This is a genomic window from Kribbella lupini, from assembly GCF_039529595.1.
Classification (GTDB): domain Bacteria; phylum Actinomycetota; class Actinomycetes; order Propionibacteriales; family Kribbellaceae; genus Kribbella; species Kribbella lupini.
This window is the reverse complement of the sequence record NZ_BAAANC010000006.1, coordinates 266,939-283,722: the sequence shown is the minus strand read 5'-3', so window position 1 is coordinate 283,722 and position 16,784 is coordinate 266,939. Positions and strand designations below refer to the sequence as shown.

The window sequence follows — 16,784 nt, the reverse complement described above, 5'->3', positions numbered from 1 at the left end:
AAGGGCCTTACCGCTCGACTTGCATGTGTTAAGCACGCCGCCAGCGTTCGTCCTGAGCCAGGATCAAACTCTCCGTTGAAATCTATATATCCACCACGGCGAACCGCGGAGAACAGACTACTTTGAGTGATCCTTTGAATCAGAAACAAATCAAACTGACTTGAATCCAGAAATTACATTCAAAGGAATCCGACACAGAACAACAGACAACCAAACCCCCATAATCTCGAAGAGACCAGGGTAGAAAAGTCATCCAATGCCTGTGTACGGGGTTAATGCATATTTCGGCATTGACTTTCGGCACGCTGTTGAGTTCTCAAGAATCGGGCGCACACCGCGTCCATGACCTCTCAGCCAGGACTCCGGGGCAACCTGCGTAACTTTACTGTTCTGTCCGGGGCCGGTCAAATCGGCCTCTTCCGTCCCAGTCTCCCTGCGTGTCTCAGTAACCCAAACCCGCACGAGGCGCGTTTCGGCTGCTAGGACTTTCAGGGAGTTTGTCGAAGCGACCGGCCGCTTTCGCGTCCCGCACTCGCTCCAACAAGAAGAACATTACTGACATTCACGGTGAAGATGCAAATCGAGATCCGGGCCATGTTCTGACCTGTGCTGAGCACTCCTCGACCACATCGGCCTGATGCCGTAGTCGTCCCTCTGGTCCCACCTGTCACTCGCGTCTCCGCGAGGCCGGCCCTCGCGTCACCGCCAGGTCCACTTCCTATAGTGCACTACCCGTTCAAGTGGTTTCCCCGAGACGGGTGATGGGTGGGCGACGATCGCTCGTCACCCACCCACCGAGTACCGCACCGCCCAGCAGACGCCTCTCGGCGAGTGGCCGCTCGAAGCGGCTGAGTGTGAGGCCCGGGGGTCATGTACCAGGCGGCATCAGGTGTAACCGGTCCCCCACCCGACCTATTCCCCGCCGACTCAGTCGATCCGTGAGCACTCGATCTGGCCGCCGTTCTGCTCGAACAGCAGGCCGTCCCCGCGGAGGCGCAGCCGAGCACTCACCATCGAGCTGGCGAACGAGCGCGCGTCCACCGGCACGAATCTCATCGGCTCCTGACCGTCGAAGCTCACTTCGATCCCGCCACCCAGGCGGTCCACCGTGAAGCCGAACCCGTCGCGCAGCCGGTACCTGCCGACCAACCGCTCAAGGACGTCGTCGCCAGGAACATCCCAGTCGTCCAGCGGTTCGTCGTACCCGCTCCATCCGTACGCCGAAGCCAGCATCGCGAAGGCCCGCTGCACCACCCACATGCCGTTGTCGCCGTTGGTCATCACCGCGGCGCCGAGTCCGAACTCGCGATCCGCGAGCAGGTGGCACTTGAACCCGTTGTTTCCACCGCTGTGCCCGAACCGCGCGCCGCCGGCACCGAGGAACAGCCCCAGCCCAAGGTGATCCAGTCCGCCGAGCCGATTGCTCGCGGGAACCTGCGGCGTGAGCATCTCCCGTCCGAGCTCCGGCGACAGTAGTGCGCCATCAGCACCGACGTACGCCGCCTGCACCGCTAACGCGAACGTGCAGAGATCACTTGGCGTTGTCCACAGCCCAGCAGCTGCCAACTCCGGATAGGTGTGCCAACGGCCTGGGATCGGTGCCCCCTGCTCGTCATGTGCAGTCGCCGCCCGCCCGTGAAGCTCGTCGGGCAACGGCTGCGCGTAGTCGCTGTCGGCCATCCCCAGCGGCTCGAGCACAAGCTCCTGCATCAACTCACGGAACGGTGTACCGGTCACGTCTTCCATCAACTGCTGCAGCACGACGGTTCCGCCTCCGGAGTACCGAAACTGCGCCCCCGGCACCGTGTCGACTCGGACCCCAAACGTGTTGGTCGGTCCTACGCCGTCCAGGATCTCCACGGTCGTCGGCAACGGTTCGCCGTACGGGTAACCGGGGAAGCCGTGCACGGTCAATCCGGCGCTGTGGCTCGCGAGCTGTCGCAAGGTCACCGTCGGCTGCCAGTTGCCTGTCCGGGGAACCTGCCACGAGGTGAGCCGGCGATTGACGTCTTCATCCAGTTCGAGCAGCCCCCTGTCCACCAGCCGGAGCATCGCGAACACCGTCACCGGCTTGCTGATCGAACAGGCCTGGAACAGCGTCTCTGCCGACACCTCGGTCCCGCCGTCAGCAAGCCCGGCTGCTCCAGCCGCGACGATCCCGCCGCCAGCCATCACCGCCCAACTGGCTCCGGGCACGGCAAACCGCTCGAGCTCCCCGACCAGCTGCCCGCGCAGTACGTCGTTCTCAATCCCCACGGCTGCTGCTCCTCACACTCGACTCCTCGGAGCCTAGAGCGACACAGTTGCGCGCGCTCCGACGCGCGGTCTCGCCTGCGTCTTTGCTCCGACAACACAACGATCGGGTGCCGAGACCGGGGGCAAGGGACGAGGACAGGCCGTCCGCGATCGACTCCAGATAGCGCCGCACGAGCGAGTCAGCTAAGCCCACTCGGCCGCACGCAGCGAGCACCGGCCACGGATGCCGAAGCATCCGTGGCCGGACGAGCTCGAGGTGTTGCCGGTGCTCTGACTACTTGGACGGCTGCGGAGCTGCGCAGTCGATCTTCGGGTTGGCGCCGATGTAGTTCAGCGGTCCGGCGACGATGGTGACCAACGTGGTCCCCACCTTCGCGCAGGTGGCATCGGAACCTCCGAAGTAGTTTCGCTGCGCCGCGGCCGCGAGGCCGATCAACAGCCAGACCACAACAACAATCGTGATGACGCGAGAACCAGTCGTAGAGGCTCTACGAGTGCGCATGTCCACCTCCTGGCTGAGCGCACCCCCGTGGAACGACCATCTGGTGCCCGCCGGTGACACAGCGAAAACCCCAAGCCCGCCAACCTCTTTCGCAGCCGTCCTCAAACCTCCTTGAAGTCGTGGTGAGGTTTGATCCTGGTGTTGATGAATCGCCCGACGCTGTCGGACCGCGCCAAGGCGGCGTACGTGAACTCCGAGACCTCGAAGTACTGGTAGACGTCACCGCTGACGAACTCCACCTCGAGCGTCCCGTCCTCCCATCCGAACGACTGCACACTCGACGAGTTCACCGGCTTTCGCCGCATTCCCAACTCCTCTCAGCATCCATCTCTCGTGCCCCGTACGCCGCTACGTTGCCGGGCGGCAGGTCCATGTCAGTGTGCCGAATGCTGCTGCAACGCACCCAGCTCGATGCGCGCCAGCAGCCGAGCCAGATCCGTGACCGCGGCGTTGAGCTGACCGATCGACGCCTGGTCCAAGGCGATCCGCTGGTCGGGCTCGCCCAGGTTCGCCGTGAAGCGAGTCAGTACGTCGACAGGAGCCCGAGCCAGCTCCGCGTCGAGTGCCCCCTGCAAGTGCGGACTGGGCACCATCTCCGGGCGCTCCTTCCACTTCGTGATCGTCCGTGGTGCGATGCCGAGTCGTCCGGCGAACGACTCGTTGGTCAGCCGCAGCGCCTCCCGCAGGGCATGCGCGTGCCGGCCGGTCCACTTCTCGACAACTGCCATCCGCCCGCTCCTTCGCTCGCTCGGTCACTGTCTGCAAGAAAGGTACGAGTTTTCGGCCCTCGGCCGAGTGCGCGAAGAATGCCCTGTGGATACCTGTTCAGTTCATGGTGTGGCCGTCCCACACGCCGTTCACTGAATCCATGACAAGCGCATCCACGACCCGCCGCCCGCTCGACACCCTCACGAGACAGCCTCCACGCCGGTTCCACCTGGTCCGCCACGTCGACGTCTCCGGCGTCAGCGGCACCGGCATCGTCGCCGAGGGCGTCCAGTGGTCCGACAACACCGTCACCCTCCGGTGGGGCGGCCCCTACCCCACCACCACCGTCTGGCAAGACGGCATCACCGCCCTCCTCACCATCCACGGCCACAACGGCGCCACCACGATCCGCTGGCTCGACCCGTGACTGGTCGCCCCTCCGACCGCGGTACGGCCGGTCGCTCCCCTGCGCCGGCCGTACCGCGCTTCACCCGAACAGGCGAGCCCGCCGTTCGCCTCGCGCCTTGTCGGCTGAACGCAGAGCTCACCACGCCCACATCCCGTAGTCGGTCGTGGCTGTGGTCGTCCGATCAGCCGTGGTCTGGGCGAGGTGGCTTCTCGGCGAAGAATTGTTCGCGGTAGTCGGTAGGGGCGTCGTCCTCGGAGTCGTGGTTGAGGACGGTTGCGAGTTCGGCGATGGACTTGTCGGCGGACGTGAGGTGGGGCTTGGGGCGCCGCTCGGGTGGGAGTTCGTCGGTGTTCGCCACGGAAGACAGCTGCGAGAGGGTTTCCAGGAGCTCTACGGCCTTCTCGACTTCGCCCGGGTTGTTGACGAGCCACCAGACGGCGGCGGAGCCGGGGCTCGCCAGAACCTCGTCGCGGAGGTAAGCACGCTCGTCGCGTTCCATGCGGCGTTCCAGCAAGGTCCTCTGTTCGCGGCGGTGGAGGGCTGCGAGGACCTGAAGGTGCTTGCTGTCGGCGTCGGGGAGCCGAAGACGGACCTCTGTGGCCCAGGTGCGGACCTGGCCTCGGTCATCGAGATCCGGTTCGCCAAGGAGGGCGGCCAGACGGTGCTGGTTGAGGGATTCCTCGGTGGGCTGCTGGCCGGCGGTGAGGGCTTTGGCGCGGTTGAGCAGGGCGTCGACGGCGACACTGCTGAGGTCGGCGTGACGGGATCCGGACAGCACGGTCGACCAGTGGACGACGGCGGAGAAGCTGAACTGGAAATCCGGCGACGCGGACGGGAGACGTACGTCGGCGATCGTGCGGGTCGGAGGAAGGGAGAAGACAGGGTCGTGGTCCGCGGCGTTCGACGAGTGCAGGCTCGGCGCGTGGGTCACGGGGGCCTGGACAGTGATCGGGGCCGGCTTGGTGACCGGCTCGTTGTAGACCACGGCGACGACCAGCAGGAGGACCACGGAAACCATGACGGCAACCCAGCCCGGCAGGCCTAGGACCAAAGCCAGGAGATACAGGAAAGCAACCACCGCGGCGGAGAGCAGGAGGGTGTTCTTGTCGAGCTTCATCAGGGATTCCTTCAACGCAAGTACCGGCCGGCGTACCCGGCTGGAGGAGTCCCCGCTGTTAGGTCCTGGGCGGTCGGTCAGAGGCACAAAAAGTCTCACATGGTCGACGGACGGTAGCGACAGCTCTGCGTGTCGCTCTCACTCCGTGAGAACGGAACGCGATCACTCCGTGAGAAAACGACGCTCAGCCGGTCAGGGAACGCAGAGCGCGGCGAGACGGGGTGAGGACCACGGGCTTGTACGGGCAGCGGGCGTCGGTGAGCGTCTCGTACGCGCTGATCGCGCGGTTGGCGGCGTCCCAGCCCTGCTCGGCGGGGCTCTTGCCGAGTCCGCGGTTGCGGATCAGCGCGCCGTAGAACGCCGAGCAGAACACGGTCGCCTCGTACCAGCCGACGACCGTGCTGGTGCCGATGTAGGTGATGTCGTCCTGCAGGCAGTCGCGGATGGCGCGCTGCCACTTGCCGATGCCGGTCTTGCAGCCGTCGGCGATCACCACTCCGCTGGAGATCCCCCACTGCCGATCCAGGAACCAGTCAGCAAGGGCGCTCAGCGACACCTGGGTCTGGCCGTCCGTGGACAGGAACGAGGGCTCCTCGCTGTGGTCCCCGTGCGCCATCACGTGCAGCACGGTCGACGGGGTGGTCAGTGCGGAGAACGCCGTCTCGTGGTCCCGGGTCCGGACGAAGTTCACGTCGATCACCGGCTCGTTCCAGCCGGCGTTGACGTTGCCGACGACGCCCTGCACGAACGTCATCGACGCGTCGAAGGAGCTGTCCAGACCGAGGTCCACCAGCGTGATCAGCCGGTTCTTCATCCCCAACCCCCTCGCATCCCGGGGCCTGCCTCAGTGGCCCGGAATCATCATCACCCAGGATCCCGACAGTTTGACCGCGGGGTCGCTGGATACCGTTGGCCGAGATTCGACCAGCCGAGGAGAAGTCCGATGAGTGCTGCCCCGACCGTCACCTTGAGTCACGGAAGCGCGATGCCGCGGCTCGGACTCGGTACGTCGCCGATGAACGACGACGACGCCGAGCGCGCTGTCGCGACAGCGCTCGAGCTCGGCTACCGGCTGATCGACACGGCCGAGAACTACCGCAACGAGGTCGGCGTCGGTCGTGCGCTGAAGGGTGCTCCGCGCGAGGAGCTGTTCGTGACGTCGAAGTTCAACAAGCGCTGGCACAGCGTCGAGGGTGCGCGGACGGCGTTCGAGGCGAGCGTCGAGAAGCTCGGCCTGGACTATCTCGACCTGCTGCTCATCCACTGGCCGAACCCGGACCAGGACCAGTACGTCGACGCCTGGCGCGGGCTGCTCGCGCTGCGCGAGGCCGGCCTGGTGCGGGCGATCGGTACGTCGAACTTCAAGCCGGCTCACCTGCAGCGCCTGATCGACGAGACCGGCGAAGTTCCCGAGGTCAATCAGATCCAGCTGAGCCCGATCTGGACCAAGCAGGAGAACCGCGCCTTCCACGCCGAGCACGGCATCGTGACCGAGGCCTGGAGCCCACTCGGCAAGGGCAGCGACCTGCTCGACCGGCCGGACGTCGTACAAATCGCGAAGGACCACGGGAAGACGCCGGGGCAGGTCGTGCTGCGCTGGGAGATCCAGCTGAACGTCGTACCGATCCCGAAGTCGGCGAACCGGGAACGGCTCGCGCAGAACTTGGAGGTCTTCGACTTCGAACTCACTGACGAGCAGATCGCCACACTGTCGGCGCTGGACGGCACCGGATCAGCGCCCGCGGACTCGGATCGGTCCGGCCACTGACACCGGCCGTCTCTCGGGACGGCGGCACTCGGAGAACGATGCGTCCGCCGATGCTCGGATACGCGTATGGCGCACGGCCCCGGCAAGGCAACGTGGCCCGGTACGCCCAGCAGCAGCGTGTGTCGCGAGCTGATCGATGAGCCCAGGCCGCCATTCGGTGGTGTCGCCGGCGACGAACTTCAGGATGAGCCCGCCTGGGGGGAGCTGGCCTGATCAGAAGCTGTCCGCGTAGCTGCCGCTGAGGTTCGCCCACAGAGCAACGGTCAGTTCCCTCACCGACGCGTGTGCCGCGTCTTTGCGGGGCAGTTCCTCCTCCCGATCCATCGCCGCGGCTTGCGGTGGTAGCCCCTGCTGGAGTCGCAGCCCGATCGCGACCGGACCCGAAAGGACGGTGGTGGCGCGGCTCGCCGGTAATCAAGGGGGTTCAGTCGTTGCGATGGTGGCCGGTGGCGGAGGGTTCGGCCGTTGCGCGGGCTCGCCGGTGGTCGACGGTGTTCAGTCGTCGTGATGGGTGGCCGGCGGCGAGGGGTTCGGTCCTTGCGCTGACTGGCCGGTAGTCGAGGGGTTCAGTCGTTGCGCTGACTGGCCGGCGGCGAGCGGGCTCGGACGTCGCGCCGACTGGCTGACGGCGAGCGGGCTCGAACGTCGCGCTTACTGGCCGGTGGTCAAGATGTTCGGTCGATGTGGTGGCTGGTCGGCGGCGAGAAGTTCAGTTGATGCCCCGGTGTGCGGACGACGCGGCCCGGATGGACTTCACGCCGGACGGGCTGGCGCTGGCTTCGCGGCAGATCTTGGGGATGTGCGATTGGCTGCGCTGATATCCGCCTTGCAGCCCGACGCCGTCAACGGCTGTGCTCGCTTGGTCGCGGCGCGTGGAGGTTGACTTGGCGCACGATGCAGTGGTTGGCCGGCGGGCTTGTGTGGTTGGAAGCCGGCGGGATCCGAGATTGATCTGGAGTTGGCTCCAGGTGGGTTGTTAGGTTTTGGTGATGGCGACCTATTCACCGGCGGAGGCAGCGGCTCAGTCCGGTTTCAGCATCGATACGTTGCGGTATTACGAGCGCGAAGGCATTCTGCCGCGGATCGAGCGCAGCGCTGGTGGGCGGCGGGTGTACAGCGACGGTGATCTCTGGATGCTCGGGTTCCTGCGGTGCTTGCGGGACACGGGGATGTCGATCGAGCAGTTGCGCCGGTACGGCGAGTTGAGCCGTGACGAGAACACGATGCCGGAGCGCGTCGCTTTGCTCGAGGAGCACGCCGCCTCGATCCGCGGGAGGATCGCCGAGCTCGACACGGTCCTCGCGCGAGTCGAGGAGAAGGCGGACTGGTACCGCGGAGAAATCCGCCGGACGGAGGGGGCGGCGACGTCCTGAGCGCGGCAACTGCTCTACCGGCGACAGCTCCAGATGCCTGGGCGGGATGATCGTCGTCGCTGTCAGCTCAGTCGCTTTGTCGAGCATGACTAGCTGACGGCGCTCCAGCGAGGCAATGGGGCTCAGTAGTCCACGCGGCCGCCAGGCCGGCGCTGTTGCTCAGCAGCGCGCCCACCGCGGGCATCAGGCGTCGTCTAGCGCTGTGAGTTCGTCGTTGGTGAGGGTGGTGGATGCGCCTTCTACGGCTTGTTCGAGCTGGTTGACGGTGCTTACTCCGACGATTGGGGTTAGCGCTGGGGTGCCGGAGGTCAGCCAGGCGAGGACCACCTGGCCTGGCTGGAGTTCGCGGGCGGTGGCGATGCGGGTCAGTGCCGTCAGGCGGCGTTCGGTGCCGGGGTGGCGGTACTCGAGGTCTAGCGGGCGGTCGGTGCGGTCGTACCGGCCCTGGAGGGTGGCGGTGTAGACCCAGCCGTCGAAGGACGGGTTGCGTCGGAGGAAGTCGAGACCGTCGGGTGCCAGCATTCCGAGCGGGATCGGCTGGCCTTCGACGGCCATGCCGCCGGCGGGCTGGAGGTAGGAGTAGCGCTGCTGGTAGGCGGTTGGTTGGGGGTGGCCGGCGTGTTCGGCGGTGGCGCGGATTCGTTCTAGCAGCCAGGACGGGTGGTTCGAGACGCCCCAGCGAGCGGTCAGGCCGTCGCGGACCAGACCGCCGAAAGTCTCGACCAACTCATCCACCGGGACCGTCGGGTCTTCGACGTGTGCCCAGTACAGGTCGACGCCGTCCACACCGAGGCGTTCCAAGCTGGTCGCCATGGCTGCGCGTACGACGTCGCCGCGCAGGCCTTCGAGGTGGTCGGGGAAGCCGCCGACGCGGGTGGGTTGGGCGCCTACCTTCGTGCTGAGGCGGACGGGGACCCCGGGGTTGGACTTCAGCCAACGGCCCAGCAACGCCTCGCTCTGGCCGCCGAAGCCTGTGTCGGAGGTCCAGAAGCTGTAGTTGTCGGAGGTGTCGATCAAGGTTCCGCCGAGTTCGGCGTACCGGTCGAGGATCGCGAAAGCGGTTCGTTCGTCCACCCTGGTGCCGAAGTACATCGTCCCGAGGGCCAGCTGGGGTGTGTTCATGGCCCCAGCCTCGATGCTGGAGCGCGCTCCAGGTCAAGTCGGTACGGCGTCGAGGCGCAAGCTTCGGCGGGCGGCCCGGAACGCACTGCGGCCCCCGGGGAAGGTGGGAAATTCCCGGGGGCCGTGGTGCTATCAATCGGGGGTGTCAGCTGCAGCCGGAGGTGCTGCCGCAGCCTTCGCAGACGTAGCAGGAACCGCTGGGGCGCATCTTCGTGCCGCAGGTGAAGCAGAGGGGCGCGTCGACCGAGGTGCCGGTGATGAGTTCGAACATCTCGGCGGTGGTGCGGACCTCGGAGGTGACCGGCTTGGCGGCTGCCGCGTCGATCGAGGCGTCCTCGATCGCGACCGGCTTCTCCGGGGCCGGTTCGACGGCCTTCAGGGACTCGGGCTCCGAAACCTCGACCGGGGTCGGCTCGTAGGAGCCGGTGTCGAGCTGGCGGGAACGCTCCTCGGCGGAGTAGATGCCGAGGGCCGCCCGGTCGTCGAAGGGCAGGTAGTCCAGCGCCAGGCGGCGGAAGATGTAGTCCATGATCGACTGCGCCATCCGCACGTCCGGGTCGTCGGTCAGACCGGCCGGCTCGAACTTCAGGTTGGTGAACTTCTGGACGTAGGTCTCCAGCGGCACACCGTGCTGCAGCGCGATCGAGATCGCGATCGAGAAGGCGTCCATCACGCCGGCCAGGGTCGAGCCCTGCTTGCCCATCTTGAGGAAGACCTCGCCCAGACCGTCGTCGGGGTACGAGCCCGCGGTCATGTAACCCTCGGCACCGCCGACGCTGAACGACGTCGTCCGCGACGGGCGCGACTTCGGCAGGCGCTTGCGGGTCGGCCGGTACTCGACGATCTTCTCGACGACCTTCTCCGCGGCGGCCTCGGTCGACGCCTCAGCCTTCTTGGCCTTGGAGTCCGACAGCGGCTGGCCGACCTTGCAGTTGTCGCGGTAGACCGCGAGCGCCTTCAGGCCGAGCTTCCAGCCCTGGAAGTAGACGTCGGCGATCTCCTCGACCGTCGCGGTCTCCGGCAGGTTGACGGTCTTGGAGATGGCGCCGGACAGGAACGGCTGCGCGGCCGCCATCATCCGGACGTGGCCCATCGGCTTGATCGCCCGCTCGCCCATCGCGGTGTCGAAGATCTCGTAGTGCTCGGTCTTCAGGCCCGGCGCGTCGACCACGTGGCCGTGCTCGGAGATGTACTCGACGATCGCCTCGATCGTCTCCTCGGTGTACCCGTACTGGCGCAGCGCCCGCGGGACGGTCTGGTTGACGATCTGCATCGAGCCGCCGCCGACCAGCTTCTTGAACTTGACCAGCGAGAAGTCCGGCTCGATCCCGGTGGTGTCGCAGTCCATCATGAAGCCGATCGTGCCGGTCGGCGCCAGCACCGAGGCCTGCGCGTTGCGCCAGCCGTTCTTGGCGCCGATCTTCAGCACGCCCTCCCACGCCGCGGTGGCGTGCTTCTGGACGTCCTTGTCGATCTGGCCGACGGTGCGGATCGCGTCGTTGGCCGCGGCGTGCTTGCGCATCACCCGGGTGTGCGCGTCCTTGTTGCGCTCGAAGCCGTCGTACGCGCCGACGATGCCGGCCAGCTCCGCGGAGCGCTTGTACGACGTACCGGTCATCAGCGAGGTGATGGCGCCCGCCAGCGCGCGGCCACCGTCGGAGTCGTAGGCGTGGCCGGTCGCCATCAGCAGGGCGCCGAGGTTGGCGTAGCCGATGCCGAGCTGCCGGTAGGCGCGGGTGGTGTCGCCGATCGCCTCGGTCGGGAAGTCGGCGAAGCAGATCGAGATGTCCATCGCGGTGATGATCAGCTCGACGGCCTTGACGAACTTCTCCGAGTCGAACATGTCGTCGTCGTTGAGGAACTTCAGCAGGTTCAGCGACGCGAGGTTGCAGGAGGAGTTGTCGAGGTGCATGTACTCCGAGCACGGGTTGGACGCGGTGATCCGGCCCGTCTCCGGCGTGGTGTGCCAGTCGTTGATCGTGTCGTCGTACTGGATGCCCGGGTCGGCGCAGGCCCAGGCGGCGTGGCTGATCTTGTCGAACAGCTCGCGGGCGTCGACGGTCTCGATGATCGAGTTGTCGATCCGGGCCCGCAGGCCGAACTCGCCCTTCTCCTCGACCGCGCGCATGAACTCGTCGGTGACCCGGACGGAGTTGTTCGCGTTCTGGTACTGCACCGAGGTGATGTCGCGGCCGCCGAGGTCCATGTCGTAGCCGGCGTCGCGGAGGACGCGGATCTTGTCCTCCTCGCGCATCTTGGTCTCGACGAACTCCTCGATGTCGGGGTGGTCGACGTCGAGCACGACCATCTTGGCCGCGCGGCGGGTGGCGCCACCGGACTTGATCGTGCCCGCGGACGCGTCCGCGCCGCGCATGAAGGAGACCGGGCCGGACGCCGTACCGCCGCTGGACTGCAGCAGCTCCTTGGACGAACGGATCCGGGACAGGTTCAGGCCGGCACCGGAGCCGCCCTTGAAGATCAGGCCCTCCTCCTTGTACCAGTTCAGGATCGAGTCCATCGAGTCGTCGACGGCGAGGATGAAGCAGGCCGACACCTGCTGCGGGGAGGAGGTGCCGACGTTGAACCACACCGGCGAGTTGAAGCTGAAGTACTGGTGCAGCAGCATCCAGGTGAGCTCGTGCTCGAAGATCTCCGCGTCGGCGGGGGTGGCGAAGTAGCCCTCCTCCTCACCGGACTTGCGGTAGGTCTTCACGACCCGGTCGAGCAGCTGCTTGAGGCTCCACTCGCGGTTGTCGTGACCGACCGCGCCGCGGAAGTACTTGGTGGTGACGATGGTCGAGGCGTTCACGCTCCAGTAGTCGGGGAACTCGACCCCGCGCTGCTCGAAGACGGTCTCACCGGTCTTCCAGTTCTGCTGGACGACGTCGCGGCGCTCCCACGTCACGTCGTCGTAGGGGTGGACGCCCTCGGTCGTGAAGATGCGCTCGATGGTGAGTCCCGCCGGCGCGCTCTTGCGCCCACGGAACCCGGCCGCCGACCTCTTGGTCGACCCCGAGTGGCCGGTCACCGTCTCTGTCATGGTTGCTCCTCGCCCTGTGTCTGCGGTCTGTCGGGACCGCCCCGTTGGTACTTCCTGGTGCCTGTACGGCGTACTACTGGTACTGCTGGTGCTGCAATCCCCGTTACGTCTGTGGAGCCACGCCCTGCGGCGCCGGCTCGGTGCCCTCCGGGTCCTTCTCGGCCCGCAGCAGCGCGATCTCGGTCTCGAAGTCGTCGGCCGACTCGAACTGCCGGTAGACGCTCGCGAACCGCAGGTAGGCCACCTCGTCGAGCTCGCGCAGCGGACCGAGGATGGCCAGGCCGACCTCGTGGGCCGGCACCTCCGGCGAGCCGCCGCCCTTCAGCGCGTCCTCGACCTTCTGTCCCAGCCGCGACAGCGCGTCGGCGTCCACGGGCCGGCCCTTGCAGGCCTTGCTCACACCGCGGATCACCTTCTCGCGGCTGAACGGCTCGGTCGCGCCGGAGCGCTTCACGACCGTCAGCTGCATCTGCTCGACGGTGGTGAACCGCTTCTCGCAGACCGGGCACTGTCGCCGGCGGCGGATCGCTCCGCCGTCTTCGGCAACCCGGCTGTCGACGACCCGGGAATCGCTGTGGCGGCAGTACGGACAGTGCACGGCGAATCACTCCTCCCGTGGGGGCGCCGGACGCGACGCTGTGGATCGAGCTGGGGACAACCTGTGTACGACTTGTGGGTAACCAACCACTACCTGTGGAAAATTACACCCGTGTAACCACTACATCTAGGGATGCTACGTCGCTGCTCCGACAGTTTGCAAGAACGCCCAGATCCCGCGCGCGTCTCTTTGTTCCAACACCCGCAAGGCCTCGTGTACTCCCGCGTGGCGCCGTAGCAGAGGCCCTCCGGAGGCGCAAAATACAGCGCTCCGAAGGGCCTCTGAAAGGTGGCGGGTTCTGGCCGCCCAGGGCGGATCTGGTCAGCTCAGGGCGTGGGCCTCGGCGATGATCTGGGCACGGCGGGCGGCTGTCAGGCCGGCCGCGGCCGGGGTGCCGGCATAGGCCGCCAGTACGCCGTACTGGCGCCGGCCGAGCAGTGTCGTCATGGTGGACACGGTCGATCGCGAGCCGCTCGAGGTCAGGATGAGGTTGGCGAGGCCGGTCGGTGTGGCGACGAGATGGAAGCGGGACTCGGTGGTTACCTGACCGATCTGGGCCTTGATCACGTGCTCGCCGGCGACCAGGGACGTGGTGTCGATCGGAGCGCCGTTGTCGATGGGTTTGCCGTCCAGGGTGATGGTGGCCGGCTCGGGCGATGTGACCGCGATGCGGAGCTGCTGCGCGCGGTCGACCTTCTGCCCGGCGGCGGGGCTGAGGACAACCGGCTTGCCGCGCTGCAGGAATGCGGAGTTCCAGCCGTACAGCTCGGCCGGGCGGTTCGTGATGATGCCGTCGACGCCGGCCTTCTCCAGCGAGTTCCAGCGGGTCGCGTCGTCGACCGTCCACACGTTCACGGCGACACCTTGCGCGTGCAGCTCGGCGACGATGCCCGGCCGGGTCTGGAAGGCGGCGTCCGACGGGTTGTACGCCGAGAGGCCGAGGTCCTTCGCGATCGCGACCGGGTCGGGGTCGAGCGTGCTGCGCAGCAGCCCGATCGGGAGCTCGGGCGCCAGCTCGTGCATCCAGCGCAGGTGCTGCGGCTCGAAGCTCTGGACGAACACCCGGCTGGTCATCCCCCGGTCGCGGATCTCGGTGACGATCCGGGCGACCGACTCGCGCGTGTGCGAGCCCTTCACCTCCAGCAGCAGATTGCCGCCGCGGGTCTTCAGCCCGTCCAGCTGCTGCCCGAGCGTCGGCACGCGCTGACCGGTGAAGGCCGGAGCGAACCACGAGCCGGCATCCAGACCGGCGATCTGCGCGAACGTCAGGTTGCGGACTGCTCCCGTCCCGTCGGTCGTCCGGTCGACGGTGTCGTCGTGGAGGATGATCGGTACGCCGTCCTTGGTCGGCTGGACGTCGTTCTCGATCCACTCCGCGCGCCCGCGGCGGGCGACCTCGTCGGAAGCGGCCGTGTTCTCCGGCGCGGCGCTCGATCCGCCGCGGTGCGCCCAGACCCGCAGCGGGTCGCCGGGCTTGCGGACGAACGACTCCTTGGCCAGCGGCGTCACCTTCAGGTCGTCGAACGACACCGTCGCGCCGTTGACGAGCAGAGCCTGCACGCCGGAAGCGCTGCGGTTCACCATCGTGGTCCGCAGGGCCTCGCGGCCTTCGACGTACCAGGTCGCGCGCGCTCCGCGGACCTCGACGGCGACCGCGACCTCCTTGCCGACACCGACGGCGATCGGCGCGGCCGCGGTGTCGGTGACGTTCCAGGTGTTCGACGGCGTGCGCTGCGCGAACTCGAGGCCGTTGGCCGCGGTCGAGCCGTTGCGCAGCGTCGCGATCGACCACGGGACGGCGCCGGTTGGTGCGAGGTCGAGGCCGAACGCGACCCAGCGCGCGGCGTCCACGGCGGACTCGAAGCGCAGGTGGCTCTCGATCCGGAAGTCGGCCAGCGGCGTCCCGAAGGTGATCCGGCTGAGCTGGGCGGAGGTTGTCGACGTGCCGGTGAGGCGGCCGTTCTGGACCTTCCAGGCGCCGTCGGCGACCTTCCAGCCGGCGGGCAACGTGGTGCCGTCGAAGGTCTCGTCGACGGTGGGTTCGGGGGCGGCGGGCTGCGCCGACGTCGGGTCGACGGCGGGTTCGGCGGCGGCGTACGGCGTGGTCAGGACGGCCGTGACAGTGGCGCTTGCGGCCAGGGCGGCCAGCACTGCACGAGGGCGGCGTGAAGTGAGCTTCATGGGCATCGACCGTAGGAAAGCCACGCGAACAGCACCAGAGCCCGTGATGAATTGCCCACCAACGCGCGATGGATCGCCCCATAGGTGAGGATGGCGGAATGAAGCCGGTCATTCTCGACGTCGACACCGGGCTCGACGACGCCTGCGCCCTGCTCCTCGCCGCCCGTCATCCGGATCTCGACCTCAAAGCGGTCACCTGCGTCGGCGGCAACGTCGGCCTGGACGAGGTCGTCGTCAACACCCTCACCGTGCTCGACGCGGCGGGACGTGGCGACGTACCGGTGGCTCGGGGCGCGGCACTCCCCCTGCTGCAGCCGGTTCGCGCGGCTCCGCACGTGCACGGCAAGGACGGCCTCGGGGACCTCGATTGGCCGAAGTCGTCCCGTACGCCGGATCCGCGGCACGCGGTGGAGCTGCTGCGCGACGTACTGCTGGAGGCGGCGGAGTCGGGTGAGCTGATCACGCTGGTGCCGCTCGCGCCGATGACGAACATCGCGTTGCTGCTGCGGACGTACCCTCAGGCCGCGCGAGGGCTCCGGGAGATCGTGTTCATGGGTGGCGCGGCGGGAATCGGGAACGCGACGGCGTCGGCGGAGTTCAACATCTGGACCGATCCGGAGGCGGCGGCGGTGGTGCTGGCGGCGTCCGCTGAGCTCGGGGTGCCGGTGACGATGTACGGGCTCGACGTGTTCTACAACGTGCCGATCACGCTGGCCGAGGCCGGTGCGCTCGGCGGGTCGGCGTCGGCGGACCTTGCGCGCCAGTTGATCGAGCGGCGCAGCGAGCTGTACCGGGCGGACGCGGCGAGCATCGGGGACGGCGGCGCGGTGTGCGCCGTAATCGATCCGGACGGGCTGACGACGCAGGAGTTCCCGTTGCGGGTGGAGCTGTCGGGAAGCTGGTCCCGCGGCCGGACGATCGTGGACACCCGCGACTGGAGAGGCGATCTCACCTCGGACCCGCACGGCGCTTCGCCGACGGTGGTGAAGGTCGCTACCGCGGTAGACGGACGTCGGTACGCCGACCTGTGGCTGTCGACGGTCCGGTAGGACGCGGTTCGTCGGGGCGCGCGAGCGCGGGCGTTGGTTCGCGTCAGCGGCGGGACAGGTCGTCCGCGCTGGGGCGGGCGCGCGATCAGCGGACGGGCACGTCCAGGGTCTGGCCGGGGACGACGTCGGCGACGGTGCGGAGGTTGTTGAGGTCGGCGATCTGCTCGACGATCGCGGCCGGGTTGTCCGAGGGGTTGGTGGTCTGGGCGATCGACCACAGCGTGTCGCCCGCGCCGACCTGCACCTGAACGGTCCTGGTGAACTGCGGCTCGGGCTCGAGGGCTCCGGCGGCCCGCAGACCCAGTACGGCGATGGCCGCGCCGAAGATCAGCACCGACAGGGTGGTCAGCACCGCGCGGCCGCGGCGGGTGAGCTGCAGGGCCGACGGCTCGATCTCCGGTTCGACCGGGCGGCGACCGGCCGGCTGCGATGTCCGCGCCGAGTGCACGAGTCGTGGCCGCGGGTCGAGGTCGGTGCCCGAGCAGGCCCGCACGCCGAGCGGATCGGTCGTCGTACCGTCGATGCGACGGCGGCGACGAACGGTCGGCACCACGGCAGGCTCCGAGGGAACGCCCACGTCCGGCGCACTTGTTGTTGCCAGAGCCGTTGTGCTCATCGGATCCTCCAGACCCTCGTCCAGACCTCGTCCTGCGCTGTCGAT

At 67.5% G+C, this 16,784-nt stretch carries 15 protein-coding genes and 1 rRNA gene; 4 read left to right on the top strand and 12 right to left on the bottom strand.

The window, feature by feature from the left end; genetic code table 11:
• The 5 genes from ABD235_RS39855 to ABD235_RS39835 form a co-directional block, all read right to left on the bottom strand.
• A 16S ribosomal RNA gene (locus tag ABD235_RS39855) occupies positions 1 to 79 on the bottom strand; the annotation flags it as partial.
• A gap of 848 nt (positions 80 to 927) precedes the next feature.
• A complete protein-coding gene (locus tag ABD235_RS39850) occupies positions 928 to 2,256 on the bottom strand; it encodes a serine hydrolase domain-containing protein (protein WP_344183862.1) in 1,329 nt (442 codons plus the stop codon).
• Positions 2,257 to 2,530: 274 nt separating this feature from the next.
• A complete protein-coding gene (locus ABD235_RS39845; protein WP_344183860.1) occupies positions 2,531 to 2,704 on the bottom strand; it encodes a hypothetical protein in 174 nt (57 codons plus the stop codon).
• Positions 2,705 to 2,859: 155 nt separating this feature from the next.
• Positions 2,860 to 3,063 (bottom strand): KTSC domain-containing protein, encoded by a 204-nt coding sequence (locus ABD235_RS39840; RefSeq protein WP_344183858.1) that lies wholly within the window; start codon positions 3,061 to 3,063, stop codon positions 2,860 to 2,862.
• A gap of 69 nt (positions 3,064 to 3,132) precedes the next feature.
• Positions 3,133 to 3,486 carry a helix-turn-helix domain-containing protein gene (locus tag ABD235_RS39835; RefSeq protein ID WP_344183856.1) on the bottom strand — a complete coding sequence of 118 codons (354 nt, stop codon included), beginning with the start codon at positions 3,484 to 3,486 and terminating at the stop codon, positions 3,133 to 3,135.
• A gap of 140 nt (positions 3,487 to 3,626) precedes the next feature.
• Here ABD235_RS39835 and ABD235_RS39830 point away from each other — a divergent pair, with 140 nt between their 5' ends.
• Positions 3,627 to 3,893 (top strand): hypothetical protein, encoded by a 267-nt coding sequence (locus tag ABD235_RS39830; protein ID WP_344183854.1) that lies wholly within the window; start codon positions 3,627 to 3,629, stop codon positions 3,891 to 3,893.
• Positions 3,894 to 4,056: 163 nt separating this feature from the next.
• On the opposite strand, the gene ABD235_RS39825 is transcribed toward ABD235_RS39830, so the two are convergent.
• Both ABD235_RS39825 and ABD235_RS39820 read right to left on the bottom strand, forming a co-directional pair.
• Positions 4,057 to 4,992 (bottom strand): hypothetical protein, encoded by a 936-nt coding sequence (locus ABD235_RS39825; protein ID WP_344183853.1) that lies wholly within the window; start codon positions 4,990 to 4,992, stop codon positions 4,057 to 4,059.
• Positions 4,993 to 5,176: 184 nt separating this feature from the next.
• A complete protein-coding gene (locus tag ABD235_RS39820; RefSeq protein WP_344183851.1) occupies positions 5,177 to 5,806 on the bottom strand; it encodes a hypothetical protein in 630 nt (209 codons plus the stop codon).
• Positions 5,807 to 5,935: 129 nt separating this feature from the next.
• Here ABD235_RS39820 and ABD235_RS39815 point away from each other — a divergent pair, with 129 nt between their 5' ends.
• Both ABD235_RS39815 and ABD235_RS39810 read left to right on the top strand, forming a co-directional pair.
• A complete protein-coding gene (locus ABD235_RS39815; protein WP_344183849.1) occupies positions 5,936 to 6,760 on the top strand; it encodes an aldo/keto reductase in 825 nt (274 codons plus the stop codon).
• Between the two features lie 989 nt (positions 6,761 to 7,749).
• Positions 7,750 to 8,133: a MerR family transcriptional regulator gene (locus ABD235_RS39810; RefSeq protein WP_344183847.1), complete on the top strand. Its 384-nt coding sequence runs from the start codon at positions 7,750 to 7,752 to the stop codon at positions 8,131 to 8,133.
• A gap of 183 nt (positions 8,134 to 8,316) precedes the next feature.
• Here the strand turns inward: ABD235_RS39810 and ABD235_RS39805 are convergent, their stop codons facing one another.
• From ABD235_RS39805 to ABD235_RS39790, 4 genes are all read right to left on the bottom strand, one after another.
• Positions 8,317 to 9,255, bottom strand: coding sequence for an aldo/keto reductase (locus ABD235_RS39805; RefSeq protein ID WP_344183845.1), 939 nt, complete (start codon positions 9,253 to 9,255; stop codon positions 8,317 to 8,319).
• Between the two features lie 145 nt (positions 9,256 to 9,400).
• Positions 9,401 to 12,295 (bottom strand): vitamin B12-dependent ribonucleotide reductase, encoded by a 2,895-nt coding sequence (locus ABD235_RS39800; RefSeq protein WP_344183843.1) that lies wholly within the window; start codon positions 12,293 to 12,295, stop codon positions 9,401 to 9,403.
• Between the two features lie 103 nt (positions 12,296 to 12,398).
• Positions 12,399 to 12,893 carry a transcriptional regulator NrdR gene (gene nrdR / locus ABD235_RS39795; RefSeq protein WP_184795905.1) on the bottom strand — a complete coding sequence of 165 codons (495 nt, stop codon included), beginning with the start codon at positions 12,891 to 12,893 and terminating at the stop codon, positions 12,399 to 12,401.
• A 321-nt stretch (positions 12,894 to 13,214) separates the two neighbouring features.
• Positions 13,215 to 15,074: a glycerophosphodiester phosphodiesterase gene (locus ABD235_RS39790; protein ID WP_344183840.1), complete on the bottom strand. Its 1,860-nt coding sequence runs from the start codon at positions 15,072 to 15,074 to the stop codon at positions 13,215 to 13,217.
• Positions 15,075 to 15,172: 98 nt separating this feature from the next.
• On the opposite strand from ABD235_RS39790, the gene ABD235_RS39785 reads away from it, so the two are divergent.
• Positions 15,173 to 16,123 (top strand): nucleoside hydrolase, encoded by a 951-nt coding sequence (locus ABD235_RS39785; protein WP_344183838.1) that lies wholly within the window; start codon positions 15,173 to 15,175, stop codon positions 16,121 to 16,123.
• 85 nt (positions 16,124 to 16,208) lie between these two features.
• Here ABD235_RS39785 and ABD235_RS39780 read toward each other — a convergent pair whose 3' ends face one another.
• Entirely contained in the window at positions 16,209 to 16,739 is a 531-nt protein-coding gene (locus ABD235_RS39780; RefSeq protein ID WP_344183837.1) for a LysM peptidoglycan-binding domain-containing protein, read from the bottom strand.
• Positions 16,740 to 16,784: the final 45 nt, after the last annotated feature.

Excerpts from the sequence above, each read along its gene's own strand:
- ABD235_RS39840 (WP_344183858.1), bottom strand. The coding sequence starts at position 3,063 with ATGCGGCGAAAGCCGGTGAACTCGTCGAGTGTGCAGTCGTTCGGATGG.
- ABD235_RS39835 (WP_344183856.1), bottom strand. The coding sequence starts at position 3,486 with ATGGCAGTTGTCGAGAAGTGGACCGGCCGGCACGCGCATGCCCTGCGG.
- ABD235_RS39830 (WP_344183854.1), top strand. The coding sequence starts at position 3,627 with ATGACAAGCGCATCCACGACCCGCCGCCCGCTCGACACCCTCACGAGA.
- ABD235_RS39825 (WP_344183853.1), bottom strand. The coding sequence starts at position 4,992 with ATGAAGCTCGACAAGAACACCCTCCTGCTCTCCGCCGCGGTGGTTGCT.
- ABD235_RS39820 (WP_344183851.1), bottom strand. The coding sequence starts at position 5,806 with ATGAAGAACCGGCTGATCACGCTGGTGGACCTCGGTCTGGACAGCTCC.
- ABD235_RS39815 (WP_344183849.1), top strand. The coding sequence starts at position 5,936 with ATGAGTGCTGCCCCGACCGTCACCTTGAGTCACGGAAGCGCGATGCCG.
- ABD235_RS39810 (WP_344183847.1), top strand. The coding sequence starts at position 7,750 with ATGGCGACCTATTCACCGGCGGAGGCAGCGGCTCAGTCCGGTTTCAGC.
- ABD235_RS39805 (WP_344183845.1), bottom strand. The coding sequence starts at position 9,255 with ATGAACACACCCCAGCTGGCCCTCGGGACGATGTACTTCGGCACCAGG.
- ABD235_RS39800 (WP_344183843.1), bottom strand. The coding sequence starts at position 12,295 with ATGACAGAGACGGTGACCGGCCACTCGGGGTCGACCAAGAGGTCGGCG.
- ABD235_RS39790 (WP_344183840.1), bottom strand. The coding sequence starts at position 15,074 with ATGAAGCTCACTTCACGCCGCCCTCGTGCAGTGCTGGCCGCCCTGGCC.
- ABD235_RS39785 (WP_344183838.1), top strand. The coding sequence starts at position 15,173 with ATGAAGCCGGTCATTCTCGACGTCGACACCGGGCTCGACGACGCCTGC.
- ABD235_RS39780 (WP_344183837.1), bottom strand. The coding sequence starts at position 16,739 with ATGAGCACAACGGCTCTGGCAACAACAAGTGCGCCGGACGTGGGCGTT.